The organism is Peptostreptococcus sp. MV1, from assembly GCF_000758885.1.
Taxonomy (GTDB): domain Bacteria; phylum Bacillota; class Clostridia; order Peptostreptococcales; family Peptostreptococcaceae; genus Peptostreptococcus.
This window is the reverse complement of the sequence record NZ_JRNB01000007.1, coordinates 21,606-35,588: the sequence shown is the minus strand read 5'-3', so window position 1 is coordinate 35,588 and position 13,983 is coordinate 21,606. Positions and strand designations below refer to the sequence as shown.

15 protein-coding genes are annotated in these 13,983 nt (G+C 31.4%); 14 read left to right on the top strand and 1 reads right to left on the bottom strand.

Going from position 1 to position 13,983, the window contains the following annotated elements; all coding sequences use genetic code 11:
* Positions 1 to 350 precede the first annotated feature (350 nt).
* The 9 genes from HMPREF1639_RS01150 to HMPREF1639_RS01110 all read left to right on the top strand — a co-directional run bounded on the left by HMPREF1639_RS01150 (position 351) and on the right by HMPREF1639_RS01110 (position 8,560).
* Positions 351 to 1,508 (top strand): TlpA family protein disulfide reductase, encoded by a 1,158-nt coding sequence (locus tag HMPREF1639_RS01150; RefSeq protein ID WP_036762378.1) that lies wholly within the window; start codon positions 351 to 353, stop codon positions 1,506 to 1,508.
* Between the two features lie 21 nt (positions 1,509 to 1,529).
* On the top strand, positions 1,530 to 1,682 hold the full coding sequence (locus tag HMPREF1639_RS09535; RefSeq protein WP_002846705.1) for a CD1871A family CXXC motif-containing protein: 153 nt from the start codon (positions 1,530 to 1,532) through the stop codon (positions 1,680 to 1,682).
* Positions 1,675 to 2,565: a 4Fe-4S binding protein gene (locus HMPREF1639_RS01140; protein ID WP_036762375.1), complete on the top strand. Its 891-nt coding sequence runs from the start codon at positions 1,675 to 1,677 to the stop codon at positions 2,563 to 2,565. Before HMPREF1639_RS09535 ends, HMPREF1639_RS01140 begins: the two co-directional genes overlap by 8 nt.
* A gap of 18 nt (positions 2,566 to 2,583) precedes the next feature.
* Positions 2,584 to 3,861 carry an ABC transporter permease gene (locus tag HMPREF1639_RS01135; RefSeq protein ID WP_036762372.1) on the top strand — a complete coding sequence of 426 codons (1,278 nt, stop codon included), beginning with the start codon at positions 2,584 to 2,586 and terminating at the stop codon, positions 3,859 to 3,861.
* 22 nt (positions 3,862 to 3,883) lie between these two features.
* Complete coding sequence (locus HMPREF1639_RS01130; protein WP_036762368.1) at positions 3,884 to 4,540, top strand: ABC transporter ATP-binding protein; 657 nt, start codon at positions 3,884 to 3,886, stop codon at positions 4,538 to 4,540.
* A complete protein-coding gene (locus HMPREF1639_RS01125) occupies positions 4,540 to 5,916 on the top strand; it encodes an ABC transporter permease (protein WP_036762365.1) in 1,377 nt (458 codons plus the stop codon). The genes HMPREF1639_RS01130 and HMPREF1639_RS01125 overlap by 1 nt, the downstream gene beginning before the upstream one ends.
* Positions 5,917 to 6,013: 97 nt before the next feature.
* Positions 6,014 to 6,667 carry a response regulator transcription factor gene (locus tag HMPREF1639_RS01120; RefSeq protein ID WP_036762362.1) on the top strand — a complete coding sequence of 218 codons (654 nt, stop codon included), beginning with the start codon at positions 6,014 to 6,016 and terminating at the stop codon, positions 6,665 to 6,667.
* Positions 6,664 to 7,983: a sensor histidine kinase gene (locus tag HMPREF1639_RS01115; RefSeq protein WP_036762359.1), complete on the top strand. Its 1,320-nt coding sequence runs from the start codon at positions 6,664 to 6,666 to the stop codon at positions 7,981 to 7,983. The genes HMPREF1639_RS01120 and HMPREF1639_RS01115 overlap by 4 nt, the downstream gene beginning before the upstream one ends.
* Before the next feature lie 160 nt (positions 7,984 to 8,143).
* A complete protein-coding gene (locus tag HMPREF1639_RS01110; RefSeq protein WP_036762356.1) occupies positions 8,144 to 8,560 on the top strand; it encodes a DUF523 domain-containing protein in 417 nt (138 codons plus the stop codon).
* A gap of 191 nt (positions 8,561 to 8,751) precedes the next feature.
* On the opposite strand, the gene HMPREF1639_RS01105 is transcribed toward HMPREF1639_RS01110, so the two are convergent.
* Positions 8,752 to 9,579, bottom strand: a complete 828-nt coding sequence (locus tag HMPREF1639_RS01105) for a hypothetical protein (RefSeq protein ID WP_036762354.1) — start codon at positions 9,577 to 9,579, stop codon at positions 8,752 to 8,754.
* A 365-nt stretch (positions 9,580 to 9,944) separates the two neighbouring features.
* Here HMPREF1639_RS01105 and HMPREF1639_RS01100 point away from each other — a divergent pair, with 365 nt between their 5' ends.
* The 5 genes from HMPREF1639_RS01100 to HMPREF1639_RS01080 all read left to right on the top strand — a co-directional run bounded on the left by HMPREF1639_RS01100 (position 9,945) and on the right by HMPREF1639_RS01080 (position 13,947).
* Entirely contained in the window at positions 9,945 to 11,135 is a 1,191-nt protein-coding gene (locus HMPREF1639_RS01100) for a coenzyme F420-0:L-glutamate ligase (protein WP_036762352.1), read from the top strand.
* A gap of 168 nt (positions 11,136 to 11,303) precedes the next feature.
* On the top strand, positions 11,304 to 12,404 hold the full coding sequence (locus tag HMPREF1639_RS01095) for a glycerol dehydrogenase (protein WP_036762350.1): 1,101 nt from the start codon (positions 11,304 to 11,306) through the stop codon (positions 12,402 to 12,404).
* Between the two features lie 200 nt (positions 12,405 to 12,604).
* Positions 12,605 to 12,796, top strand: a complete 192-nt coding sequence (locus HMPREF1639_RS01090; RefSeq protein ID WP_036762348.1) for a rubredoxin — start codon at positions 12,605 to 12,607, stop codon at positions 12,794 to 12,796.
* 44 nt (positions 12,797 to 12,840) lie between these two features.
* Positions 12,841 to 13,389: a chromate transporter gene (locus tag HMPREF1639_RS01085; protein WP_036762345.1), complete on the top strand. Its 549-nt coding sequence runs from the start codon at positions 12,841 to 12,843 to the stop codon at positions 13,387 to 13,389.
* Entirely contained in the window at positions 13,390 to 13,947 is a 558-nt protein-coding gene (locus HMPREF1639_RS01080) for a chromate transporter (RefSeq protein WP_036762343.1), read from the top strand.
* Positions 13,948 to 13,983 lie beyond the last annotated feature (36 nt).

Sequence of the window (13,983 nt, the reverse complement as noted above, 5' to 3'; positions counted from 1 at the left end):
TATGCGACAGCATCTTGGATACATATAGTATCCTTGATGTTGTCTTTTTTCTTTAAGATATCGACTTTTTCGATCTGTCAATGTGACTAAACAAGCTTTTCCGGTTTGTCCCGAAGAAACGGAGATAGGGGACTAGTCCCTTGTTTACAAGGGCGAACATATACACCTTAACCTGTGCTTGCTCATATACTAATCGTGTAAGAACAACTTTAAGCATAATATTTATATTTTATATCATAGTTTGGAAAAATAAAAAAGTATATTTCATAAACGTTTCATAAAAGGTATGTAGAATATTATTGAAAGTAGTTATAAACTAGTATTGTGTAAAAATAAAGGAGGAAAAATTTATGAAAAAAACAATATCAAAAGGAACACTTCTAGCACTTACCTTATGTTTGAGCTTAAGTGCAGTTGGGTGTAAAAAAAGTAATGAAAGCAATAAAGTTAAAGAAGGACAATCTGTAAGTTCTGAAGAAGCAGGTATGTCAACTAATGAGAAGGATAAAAATGAAACATTTAAGCCATCAGATTATACTTTACAAACAAAAAAAGAATATGTTTATGAATTTTTAGGTCTTAAATTTAAACTATCAGATAATTTTAAAAAGTATATGGATGATAAAAAGGTAGCGATGTTAGATGATCAAAGTCCTATAGATAAGGAACTAAAGTATGCTTTTTTAACTTTTAATAAAATGACTGAAGAGCAAAAAAATGCAGTTATTAATAAAAAGGGAGATGGCTATGAAAAATGGAAGAGTGGGCTTGAAAGAATAGGAACTATTGGTATATTCGAAAAAAATACATCAGAAGAAAAAATATCTAAAATTACAAAATGCGATACTCATACTAAAATAGGAGTTTCAAGTGATGGAAAATACGATTGCTATTTAAGCACAAATAGCGGATCTGAAAGTAATCTTCTGGATGAATTTAAAAAAACTGAGATTCAAACTATAGATAAAAAAGAGCGTCCTAAAAATGGTTTTGTGCTATCAGAAAAAACTGATTTAGAAAATACAGAAGCATTTAACAAAGAATCCGTTAAAGATTTACGTAAAATATCAACAAAGGACATAAATGGCAAGGATTTTACAAGTAAAGATTTTGAGAAGTATGATCTTACTATGGTAAATGTATTTGCAACTTGGTGTACAGCTTGTGTAAAGGAAATTCCTGATTTGGTTGAGGTTCAGAAGGAAATGAAAAGCAAGGGTGTAAATATCGTTGGAGTTGTTACAGATACTGTTGATGATAAGGGTGAAAACAAGGAAGCAATTGAAAAGTCAAAGTTAATACAGAAAAAAACAAAGGCTTCATATCCTTTCTTAATGCCAGACAAGACAAACTTTAATGGTAGATTGAATGGTATACAGGCTATGCCAGAGACTTTCTTTGTTGATAAGAATGGAAACATTGTAGGTGATACTTATTCTGGGGCAAAGAGTGCAAAGGAATGGAAGCAGGTAATTGAAAAAGAATTAGCAAAAATAAAAAATAAGTAAATGTAAAGCGGTGAATGGTATATGGTTAAGAAGTTTTTAAAAAGCCGTACCTTATCTTTAGTAATTGTCTTTATTAGTATGGCGATGATTTACTATGGTCATACTAATGGAGAAACTAAAGTTGTCTTGGATAAGGCGATAAGAATTTGTATGGAGTGTATTGGAATTGGATAGAATTAAAAAAATTATAAATGGTAGTACAAAAAAAGATAAATATAAAATAAGAGATCGTTTTAGGCATCTATTTCAATCAGTTTGGTTTTTAATTACTAATTCTTACTTTGAAGGGTTTAAGACTGGTAAAATCTACGGTGGGAATTTAAAGAAAGTTTGTGTTCCGGGCATGAATTGTTATTCATGCCCAGGGGCAAAAGGTTCTTGTCCTATAGGATCGCTACAGGCAGTGATTGGAAACTCGAATTATAAGTTTAGCTATTATATAGTTGGCTTTATGTTCTTGATAGGTGCGCTTATAGGAAGATTTGTATGTGGTTGGCTGTGTCCATTTGGATTGGTTCAAGATTTGCTACACAAGATTCCCTTTTTTAAAAAAGTTGAAACATTTAAGTTTGATAAACATTTGAGAAAATTGAAATACATAATATTACTTGTATTTGTAATAATACTTCCTCTATTTTTAGTTGATATTTTAGGGCAAGGGTCTCCATATTTTTGTAAGCTTATTTGTCCAGTTGGTATGCTGGAAGGAGGATTACCACTTGTTTTGTTAAATAAAAGTATGAGAAGTGCGATAGGTTTTTTGTACTATTGGAAGGGAGTAATTTTAATACTTACTTTGTTACTTTCTATAATTATATATAGACCTTTCTGTAAGTATGTATGTCCACTTGGAGCTATTTACTCAATTTTTAACCCTATTTCAGTATTCAGGTATAGACTAGACGAAAAAAAGTGCATAAGTTGTGGTAGATGTAAAAAAGTCTGCCAAATGAACATAGATCCAGTTAAGAACTGCAATCATCTGGAGTGTATCAGATGTGGACGATGTAAAAATGCTTGTCCAGTGGATGCAATTAGTTATGGAGTAAGAAAATAGAGAGGAGTAGTTAGGAAAGTGATAAAAAATGCTATAGCATATATTACAAGAAAGAGAAATAGAACTTTAATAATTTTTATCATATTAACTATAGTTCTTTCTTGCCTGTATTCTTGTTTAACAATAATGAAATCAAGCAATGAAATAGAAAAGACTTTATATGAAAGTTCTAATTCTTCAATATCAATAACAAAAAAAGATGGCAAACATTTTAATATTAATCAATTTAAAGATATTGAAAAATTAAAAGAAATTGAAGAAAAAATAATTCAATATGATGGATTAGCAAAACTAAAAGATGGTAAAGTAGTTAGCGGAAAACAAAAAATAAATAGAGAAGACTTATCTGACGAATTTAAGAATGTTGTTTCACTCGAAGCTACAAATAATACTAAAAGAAATATTTTATTTAGTAGTGGAGTGTTTACAATTAAAGAAGGTAAAAATATAGGAGAAAATGATAAGAATTCAATTATTGTTCATGAAGAATTTGCTAAACAAAACAATCTAAAATTAGGTGATGAAGTTAATCTTGAATTACTAGATACTGAAAAAAGTGGAAAAATAAAAAGTCATAAATTTAAGATTATAGGGATCTTTTCTGGTAAAAAACAGGAAACATATACAGGATTATCTTCTGATTTTAGTGAAAATATGGTGTTTGTAGATTATTCGACAAGCCAAGAAATATTAAATAAATCAGAAAATAATAAAATCGCAAACAAAATTTTAATGTATTCTGGTAGTGCAGAATCTACAGACTTAGCCTTAAACAAATTGAAAAAGCTTAAAATTGATGAGTCAAAGTATTTTGTTGAAAAAGATTCTAATGCGTTTGAAGAGTCTTTAGAGTCAGTGAGTGGAATAAAACATATAATAAAAATAATGACTTATTCTATTATGTTAGGTGGGATGGTTGTTCTTTCATTAATCTTGATTCTATGGTTAAGAGAAAGAATTTATGAAATAGGTATATTTTTATCTATTGGAACATCTAAGATACAAATTATAATGCAATTTATATTCGAGTTAATATTCATATCGATACCAAGTATAATATCTTCCTTATTTTTAGGAAATCTATTACTAAAAGTAATTGTAGATGGATTCATTAACTCAGAGGACTCAATGATTTCAGGTGGAAGTTTAATAAATAATAGTAGTTTTATGTTAAATATAGCAACACTTGGACAAAGTTATTTAACATTAATAAGTATTATTGTCTTGTCGGTTGTATTTGCTTCTTCATTAATATTAATCAAGAAGCCTAAAGAAATATTATCAAAAATAAGTTAGGAGAAAATATTAGGAGAAAATAATGGATATATTAGAAATAAAGAATGTAGCATATAGTTATGCAAATTCTAAAGAAAGAGTTTTGTCAGAAGTAAATCAAAAATTTGAACTTGGGAAGTTTTATGCGATAGTAGGAAAGTCAGGAACAGGAAAATCTACACTTCTTTCCTTACTTGCTGGACTTGATAAACCTAAAACAGGAAAAATATTGTTTAAGAATGAAGATATAGAAAAGAAAGGATATAGTAATCATAGAAAAAATAATATATCTTTAGTATTTCAAAACTATAATCTAATAGACTATTTATCACCAATTGAAAATATTAGATTAGTGAATAAATCGGCAGATGAAAGTATCTTGTTTGAACTAGGTTTAGATAAAAAACAAATAAAAAGAAATGTTATGAAATTATCTGGTGGACAGCAACAAAGAGTAGCTATTGCTAGAGCATTGGTATCAGATGCTCCAATAATACTAGCTGATGAGCCTACTGGTAATCTAGACAGTGTTACTGCTGGAGAAATAATTAATATATTAAAGACATTAGCTAAAGATAGAAATAAATGTGTAATAGTTGTAACACATAGTAAGGAAGTAGCAGATTCTGCGGATATCATTTTAGAACTAAGTGGTAAGAAGTTGAAAGAAGTAAATAAAATGAATTTGGAGGTTGAATAATGATAAAAAATGCATTTGCTTATGTAACTAGAAAAAGCTTAAAATCATTAATTATTATATTAGTCATTTTATCTATGTCAACTTTAAGTCTCATTAGTTTATCCATTAAAGATGCTACGGACAGAGCTTCAAAAGAAACATTTGCTAATATAACAAATAGTTTTTCTATGGAAATAAATAGACAAGTAAATCCAGGAACACCTAGAGGTGGGGGAAATGTAAAAGGTGAAGATATTAAAAAGATATCTCAAACAGATAGTATAGACTCCTATGTAAAAAGAATAAACAGTGTTGCAGATTTAGTTGATTATGATATTATTGAAACTCAAGAGACTCTTGCGAATCAATCACCTGAAAGAGCGAAGAATTTTAAAAGAACAGTTATGTTAACTGGGGTTAATGACTCATCAAAAGAAACAAAATTTGTATCAGAAGCATATAAATTAGTAGAAGGAAAGCATTTAGTAAATGAAGATAAAAATAAAATCTTAATGCATAAAGATTTAGCTAAAAAAAATAATCTTAAAGTTGGAGATAAGCTAAAAATAAAATCTAATTTATTTGATGCTGATAATGAGAAAGGTGCAAATGAAACAGTAGAAGTAGAAATTAAAGGTCTATTCGATGGGCATAATAGCGGTGGAGTAAGTGCAGCACAAGAACTATACGAAAATACATTAATCACTGATGTTCATACAGCTGCTAAAGTTTATGGTAATACAGAAGATACAGCTGTGTACCAAGATGCAACATTCTCTGTAAAAGGTGATAAGGATCTTGATAGTGTAATAAAAGATCTTGGGAAATTAGATATAAATTGGAGAGAATATAATTTGATTAAAAGTTCATCAAATTACCCTGCATTACAACAATCTATATCAGGTATCTACTCTATCTCAAATAAATTATTTGCTGGTTCATTAATATTTGCAGGAGTTGTAGTTTCATTATTATTATTCTTATGGATGAATGCTAGAAAGAAAGAAATAGCAGTATTACTATCATTAGGTAAATCTCAATTAGAAATTTTTGGTCAATTCATAATTGAGATGGTATTTATATCAATCCCAGCATTCGTTGGTTCTTATTTCTTAGCTCAATATACAGCTGATAAGCTTGGGAATAATATATTGAATAAGGTTACTGGTGATATAGCTAAGCAAATAGCTAGACAATCTGCATCTAGCCAATTAGGTGGTGGGGCAGAAGCTGAAGGATTTAACAAGACATTATCAAGTTTAGATATAAATGTATTGCCTAAGTTCATAATTTATGTAGTTATATTTATGAGTTTAGTACTTCTTGTATCATTGATTATTTCTTCATTCAATACATTAAGAAGGAATCCAAAAGAATTATTAATAGACAATAATTAAAATTTTTGGTGCTTTTTAGCACCAAAAATTTTTTGGCTTTTAAATATCAAGTAATATGCTGTATAATATAAGTGTATAGGCTTAAGTGGAGGTATATATGAAAATATTAACTGTTGAAGATAATGATATGATAAGAGAGGGAATAAGTGAATATCTTTCAGAATTTGGATATACTGTTATTCAAGCTAAAGATGGAAGAGAAGCCTTGTCAAAATTTAATAGCGATATAAATTTGGTTATCTTAGACATTCAGATACCTTTTATAAATGGTTTAGAAGTGTTGAAAGAAATTAGAAAGAAAAGCAATTTACCAATTCTAATCTTGACTGCATTTAGTGATGAAGAATATAAAATTGATGCATTTACTAATTTAGTAGACGGATATGTAGAAAAGCCATTTTCATTGGCGGTCTTAAAGGCTAGAATAGATTCTTTAATTAAGAAGAATTATGGACATTTAGAGAAGTTTGAATATAAGGATCTATCGGTTAATTTTAATAGCTATACGGCTAAAATAAATGGTGAAGAAATAGATGTAAATGCAAAAGAACTAGAAGTATTAAAATGTTTATTGGATAATAGTGGACAAGTCTTAACAAGAATGCAAATTATTGATTATGTTTGGAAAGATAGCGAAGAAATTCCTTATGATCGAGTAATAGATGTATATATAAAAGAACTTAGAAAAAAATTACAATTAGACTGTATAACTACTATAAGAAATGTAGGATATAAATTGGAGAGAAAATGAAAAAATTAAAGATATTTCCAAAAATGCTCATACAAATATTTTCTATTCTTGGAATAATAATTATATTAGTTCATTCATTAGTTTTTTTTATATTTCCTAAAACATATTTGGAGACGAGAAAAGAAAAGATTCATAATATAGCAAATGAAATTTCTGGTAATATGAATGGAAAAGAAAAAAAATATATAGAACAAACTTTGGAGTTTTATTCTAAGAGTAGTGAAATAAAAGCATTTATAAAAGAAAAAAATAATAAGAATGAAATACAAATCAAAGATAATATAAATATCAATTTAGAAAGTGATAGTAATTCTTTGATAATTGAAGAAAGAGAAATAAAGCTTAATAATGGTAAAAAAACAAATCTACAATTTGTTTCTACAGCTGATATGCAAAAAGATGCGAAAGATTTAAGCCTTAAATTTTTACCATATTCTTTATTAATATCAATTTTATTTTCTGCTATTATTTCTTTAATTTATGCAAAATCAATAAAAAATAATATACAAGAAATAAAAATTGTTACTGATAAAATGATGAAACTTGATAAAAAAACGCGTTTAAAAGTTAGCTCTAATGATGAAGTTGGAGAATTAAAACAACAAATTAATGATTTATATTCTACTTTATTAAGAACAATTGACGATTTGGAATTTAAAAATAAAGAAATTTTAAAATTAGAAAAGTTAAAATATGACTTTTTTAAAGGTGCATCCCATGAACTTAAAACTCCTCTTGCTAGTCTTAAAATAATACTGGAAAACATGAAATACAATATTGGAAAATATAAAGAAAGAGATATTTATATTAATGAATGTATTGAAATCGTTGATAGTTTAACAAAAAATATTTCTCAAATATTATCAGTTCATTCTATAGAAAATTTGAATAATGATGAAGAATATTTGAAAATAAATGATACATTAGAAGACATATTAAAAAAGTATGAAATATTAGCAAATCAAAAGAAAATAACTGTCAACAATTATATATTAGATGAGAATATTTATATAGGAAAAACAGCCTTAAAGATTGTTCTATCTAATTTGATTAGTAATGCGGTAAAATATACTCATGTAAATGGGGTAATTAATATTGGGATAGTTAATGATTGGTTATATATAGAGAATTCATACGGCAACAATAAAATTTCTAATATGGATAAAATATTTGATGTTAAATTTGACTTAAATAAGGAAAATAGTAATGGATTAGGTTTATATATTGTAAGTAATATTCTGAATAATTACAATATAGAATATAAAGCATTGCAGGATGAAGAATTTTTTATCTTTAAAATTAAAATATTTTCTTAAATAAGATAAAATTTTGCAACAGTTATTGAAAAATAGATACTTATTATTAGCTATGGAAGTAAAGACTTTTTTCTTCCAAAATTGCAATATCAAGTTGATTTGATCTGCACCACAAAATTTAGATAGACTAGATGAAGATGTTTTAAGAGAGGATTTATATATGGTAATTATTGTAAGTGCATGTCTTGTAGGTGAAAATTGTAAATACAATGGTAAAAACAACTACAACAAGCGTGTATTAGACTTTTTGGAAGGCCATGAAATAGTGACGGTTTGCCCAGAGGTCATGGGTGGATTGCCTACCCCAAGACCTAGTTGTGAGATTGTAAATGGTCGTGTTATTAATATCAATGGAGAAGATAAAACTGAATTTTTTTATAAAGGTGCTAGTGAGGCATATAATAAGATTAAAGACTTGGATGTAAAATGTGCTGTATTGCAATCGCGAAGCCCTAGTTGTGGAGTCAATCAAATATATGATGGTAGCTTTTCTGGAACTCTAATTTCTGGCAGAGGCTTGTTTGCTGAAAAATTGATTTCTTTAGGATATAAAGTAATTGATTCTGAAGATATATGATGTATCCCGATTTGCAGGCTAGATAAGAGTTAGTATTTTTGTAAGTGTAATTACAAAGAATTTTTGATAGATTATTTATAATGTTTTGGATATAAGTTCAAACGTTGACGGTTAAAAGCTAACAAGAAAGGGTGGATTTATAGTATTACCACCCTTTCTTGTTAGCTTGCTTATTTATATCTTGTTTTATCCTACTTACATGTACAGTTACCACCACATGAGCATGCTCCAGGAGTCAATCCTAGTGGCATGAAACTAGAGGAGAATTTCTGGTAGTCCTTAACTTTCATAGTCTCATAACTAGGCACGTTGTAGTATTTTTCTAGGCTTTCGCTGGACTTGTCTATCATTATATTTTCCTTTCTGACATTCTTGTCCTTTAATAATTTTATAGTATCTTTTAGGAATTCATTGCTACCAACAATATAAAAAATGGAATCGTTATAGTCAATGGAAAGTCCGTCATTTAAAATATCCTTGAATTCACCCCTTGATTTTGCTACAAGAGTATCTATATTCAAGCTTTTGTCACAAGAAATTTCATCCTTATATAGGTGGTCACCGGTCCTATCTACACATATATTTTTTACAGACCTTACACCAGTCTGGTCTTGTTGGTAAGTCCTTATAATTGGCCTCATCGTTGCCATTCCAACACCCATAGATATAAATACAAGATTTTTATCTTCTCTTCTAATTGGCATTTTTGACTCACAACCATATATATAGCACTGGTCACCAGGGCATAGAGTAGATAGTTTTTTCTTGTAGATGGAATCACTACTATCTAGCCTAGTTGATATGGATATAACACCCTCATCAAGTGTAGTTGATATAGAAAATTTTCTCATTAGGTCTTTGTTTACTTGGCCATTTGTTAGACCTTCTTCAAGGGCTAGAGATATATGACTACCTTCCTGCCAAGAAAATTCCTTTGGCTTTTCAAAGACATATGTTGCTCTCTTCTTGCCTTCATCAATTATATTTTTAATTCTAACCTTATATGTCACGTTTTTCATTTGCTTCCTCCGATTTTTATTAAATATATATTCTACTAATTATTTTACAGGTATTAACTACTTTTTATAGGATAATTATACCCAAGAGATAATTATTCTAAAAGTAATATTAAAAATTTTTCTAGCAAGCGTATTTCTAATGATAAATCCTAATGCATAGAAAATAGACAGGATGATTTAAACATTTTTATGAAAAATCAAAAAAATATTCGATTTCTTCTTTTTTAATTATGTCTTTTGTAGTATTATATATTAAGGTACTTGGTATAAGTAAAAAGACTTTATAGGCAGGCTGGTCTGTGGTAGAGAGATTGGCTAGATGACCTACAAGTAAATTTGAAGTAAATTGAAAGAGAGAATATAGTATGACAAGAAATATTGGTACAGTAGCACGTGGAGTTCGTTGCCCTATAATTCGTCAGGGTGACAATTTATCAGAAATAGTAGTTGATTCAGTTATTGAAGCAGCTAAGACAGATGGATTTGAATTAGGTGATAGGGACGTAATAGGTATTACAGAATCTATCGTTGCAAGAAGTCAGGGTAACTATGCTTCTATAGAGGCAATAGGCAAGGATGTAAAGGCTAAGTTCGGTGGAGAAACTGTAGGTGTAATCTTCCCAATCCTTTCTCGTAACAGATTTGCCATCTGCCTAAAGGGTATGGCTATGGGCGCAAAGAAAATTGTATTGATGCTATCATATCCAAGGGATGAAGTAGGTAACCAGTTATTGACAGAAGACCAGTTGGACGACAATGGAATTGACCCATATTCAACTGTTTTGACACTTGAAAAATACAGGGAATTATTTGGACAGAATATCCATCCTTTTACAGGTGTAGACTATGTGGACTACTATAGTGAAGTAATCAGGTCAGCTGGTGCTGATGTGGAAATAGTATTTGCCAACCATGCAACAGAAATCTTGAACTACACTAAGAACGTAATCAATTGTGATATACATACTAGAAAGAGAACTAGCAGGATTCTAAAGGCTGCTGGAGCTACAGTTTACGGTATGAACGAAATTTTGAGTGAGTCAGTAGATGGTAGTGGTTACAATACTATGTACGGTCTATTAGGGTCAAACAAGTCTACAGAGGACAGCGTAAAGCTATTCCCTAATGAATGTACTGACCTAGTATACGAAATACAGGATAAGTTGCTAAAGAAGACAGGCAAGCATATAGAGGTAATGGTATATGGAGACGGTGCTTTCAAGGATCCAGTAGGACAGATTTGGGAGCTTGCTGACCCAGTAGTATCACCAGCCTATACAGAAGGTCTAGAAGGTACACCAAACGAATTGAAGTTGAAGTACCTAGCAGACAATGACTTTAACGATCTATCAGGTGAGGCTCTTAAGGAAGCTATATCTGAAAGAATCAAGTCAAAGGATGCTTCATTGGTAGGTAAGATGGAATCTGAAGGTACTACACCAAGAAGATTGACTGACCTAATAGGATCATTATGTGACCTTACAAGTGGTTCTGGTGACAAGGGTACACCAATAGTACTAGTACAGGGATACTTTGACAATTACACAAATAATTAATAAATATTATATATAGTTGCTAGGTAATAAATAGCGTTGAGGGTAAGCTGACCTTTAACGCTATTTTTCTTGTTTGGTATTTTTTATTAAAAATTTAACAAAAAATCCTTGTTAACTTGCAAGAATTGTGCTAATATTAAGGAAATTGATTTTTTAGGAGGAGATAAAATGTCAAAGATATTAATTAGTCCAAGTAAATATATACAGGGTCCTGGTGAATTGAAGAAACTAGGTCAGTATGTGGAAAATTTAGGAAAGAAGGCCCTGATTTTGATAACAGAATCAGGTTACAAGAGGGTTGGTGCAGGAATAGAGGCAGGTTTTGATGCTTCACAGGCCAGTATGGAGGTTTGCTATTTTAATAGGGAGTGTTCAAAGGTAGAGGTTGATAGGATTATCGACAAGTATGTAAACCAGGGAGATTGCGATATAATTGTCGGCGTTGGTGGAGGTAAGGTGGCAGATACTGCCAAGGCGGTTGCCTACTATACAAAGATGCCAGTGGTAGTTTGTCCTACAATAGCGTCAACAGATGCGCCATGTAGCGCCCTATCAGTTTTGTATACTGAAGATGGTGTATTTGACCAGTATTTGTTCTTACCAAAAAATCCAGACATAGTCATGATGGATACTGAGGTTATTTCAAAGTCGCCAGTAAGGTTGACTGTGGCAGGTGTGGGTGATGCCTTGGCTACTTATTTTGAGGCTAGAGCTTGTAAGGCTAGTGGTGCTATATCATGTGCAGGTGGAAAGACTACAGAGGCTGCTATTGCCTTGGCTAAGTTGTGTCTGGACACATTGTTAGAAGAGGGGTTAAAGGCCAAGATAGCCCTTGAAGCTGGAGTATGTACAGAGGCTGTAGAAAAAGTGATTGAAGCCAATACTCTATTAAGTGGTCTTGGATTTGAGTCTGCTGGTTTGGCAGGTGCACACGCTATTCACAACGGTTTGACTGCCTTAGAAGAGTGTCATCATATGTACCACGGTGAGAAGGTGGCCTTTGGTACGCTTACTCAGTTAGTATTGGAAAACGCCCCATCAGAAGAGCTTGAAGAGATATTCAATTTCTGTATTGATATGGGACTACCAGTTACACTTGAGGAACTTGGTGCCAAGGATGTAGACAAGGAAAGATTAATGGATGTTGCTAGACTGGCTTGTGCAGAGGGTGATACTATGCACAATATGCCATTTGAGGTGGATGAAGACAAGGTATGCAGTGCTATAATAGCTGCTGATGCTATGGGTAGATTCTTCCTAGGTCTATAGTAAGTATATATTCAGGCTGGTATGTGTGACAGGAGTTATTCATATCAGCCTTTTCGTTTGCAGGAATTAGTTTTTTTATGGTTTGTCAAAAATATATTTGTTCAAACTTTTTTTGCAAAAATTTAAACTTATACTATAATAGATATTGAAGAGAAGTTTTTATATGTTGTTATTTTAATGTATTTGATATGGAGGTTATTATGAGTAAGGAAAATAGGACAAAGAAGTACAGATGTAGGCCATGTGGTTTTGTATATGATCCAGCTCTAGGTGTTCCTGATTATGGCATCAAGCCAGGAACTGCCTTTGAGGATCTTCCAGAAGACTGGGTATGTCCAAAGTGTGCAGCTACTAGGTGGATGTTTGAAGAAGTGAAGGAAGATGCCAAATAGGACTTGTTTTGCCCTATATAATCTATATTATGGAGGGATAAAAGATGAAGCTAATAGTTGATTTATTTGTGGCCTTTATGAAGATAGGTAGTTTTACCTTTGGTGGTGGTTATGCCATGCTACCTATGATTCAGAAGGAGGTTGTAGACAACCACAAGTGGGCCACTGAAAATGAGGTTTTGGATTATTTTGCCATCAGTCAGGTAACGCCAGGTGTAATAGCTGTAAATACGGCGACATTTGTGGGTTACAAGATAGCAGGCCTTATAGGGGCTATATCTGCTACACTGGGGGTAATATTTCCGTCTATCGTAATTATAAGTATAGTAGCGGCTTTTTTGTCAAATTTTGCAAGTTTACCTGCAGTAGTCCATGCCTTTAATGGTATCAGGGCCTGTGTATGTGTATTGATTTTAAATGCAGTTTATAATATGGCTAAGAAGTCGGTCATAGATATACCAACAGCTATTATTTTTATTCTGGTAGCTATAGTCGCTATCATGCACGTGGTTTCACCATTTGTATTGGTCATAGTAGCTGGTATCCTAGGATTTTTGATCCAGTATTTAAAGATAAGAAAGAAGGTGGACTAAATGCCGGGAATTTTTAAGTTAGTCTACTACTTTTTTACTACAGGCCTATTTGCAGTCGGTGGGGGGCTTGCTACACTGCCATTTTTGTATGACATAGGTAGGAAAACTGGATGGTATACGGCTGTAGATGTGGCCAATATGGTAGCTATAGCCCAGAGTACTCCGGGACCAACTGGTATAAATATGGCTACTTATGTAGGTTTCAAGCAATTTGGAGTTTTGGGGTCTCTTGTAGGGCCTATATCCATGGTATTGCCATCCTTAATTATCATAGTTATTGTATACAGGGTTTTGGACAAGTTTAAGGAATCTCAAACTGTCAAGAGTATCTTTTATGGTTTGAGACCAGCTTCTAGTGGACTTATTTTGGCAGCGGCCTTTAGTGTAATACAGATTTCCTTGCTGGATATGGAGAATAAGGGAAATCTAATTGGATATTTTAGGTGGCCTGCCCTGGCCTTGGCGGGGTTGATTTTTTTATTGCAAAAATACAAGAAGCCTCATCCTATTCTTTTGATAGTCTTGGCTGGGATTATTGGAGTAGTATTTAAGATTTGATATTTTCTAGAGTAAGGATGATTATAACGAAAATAA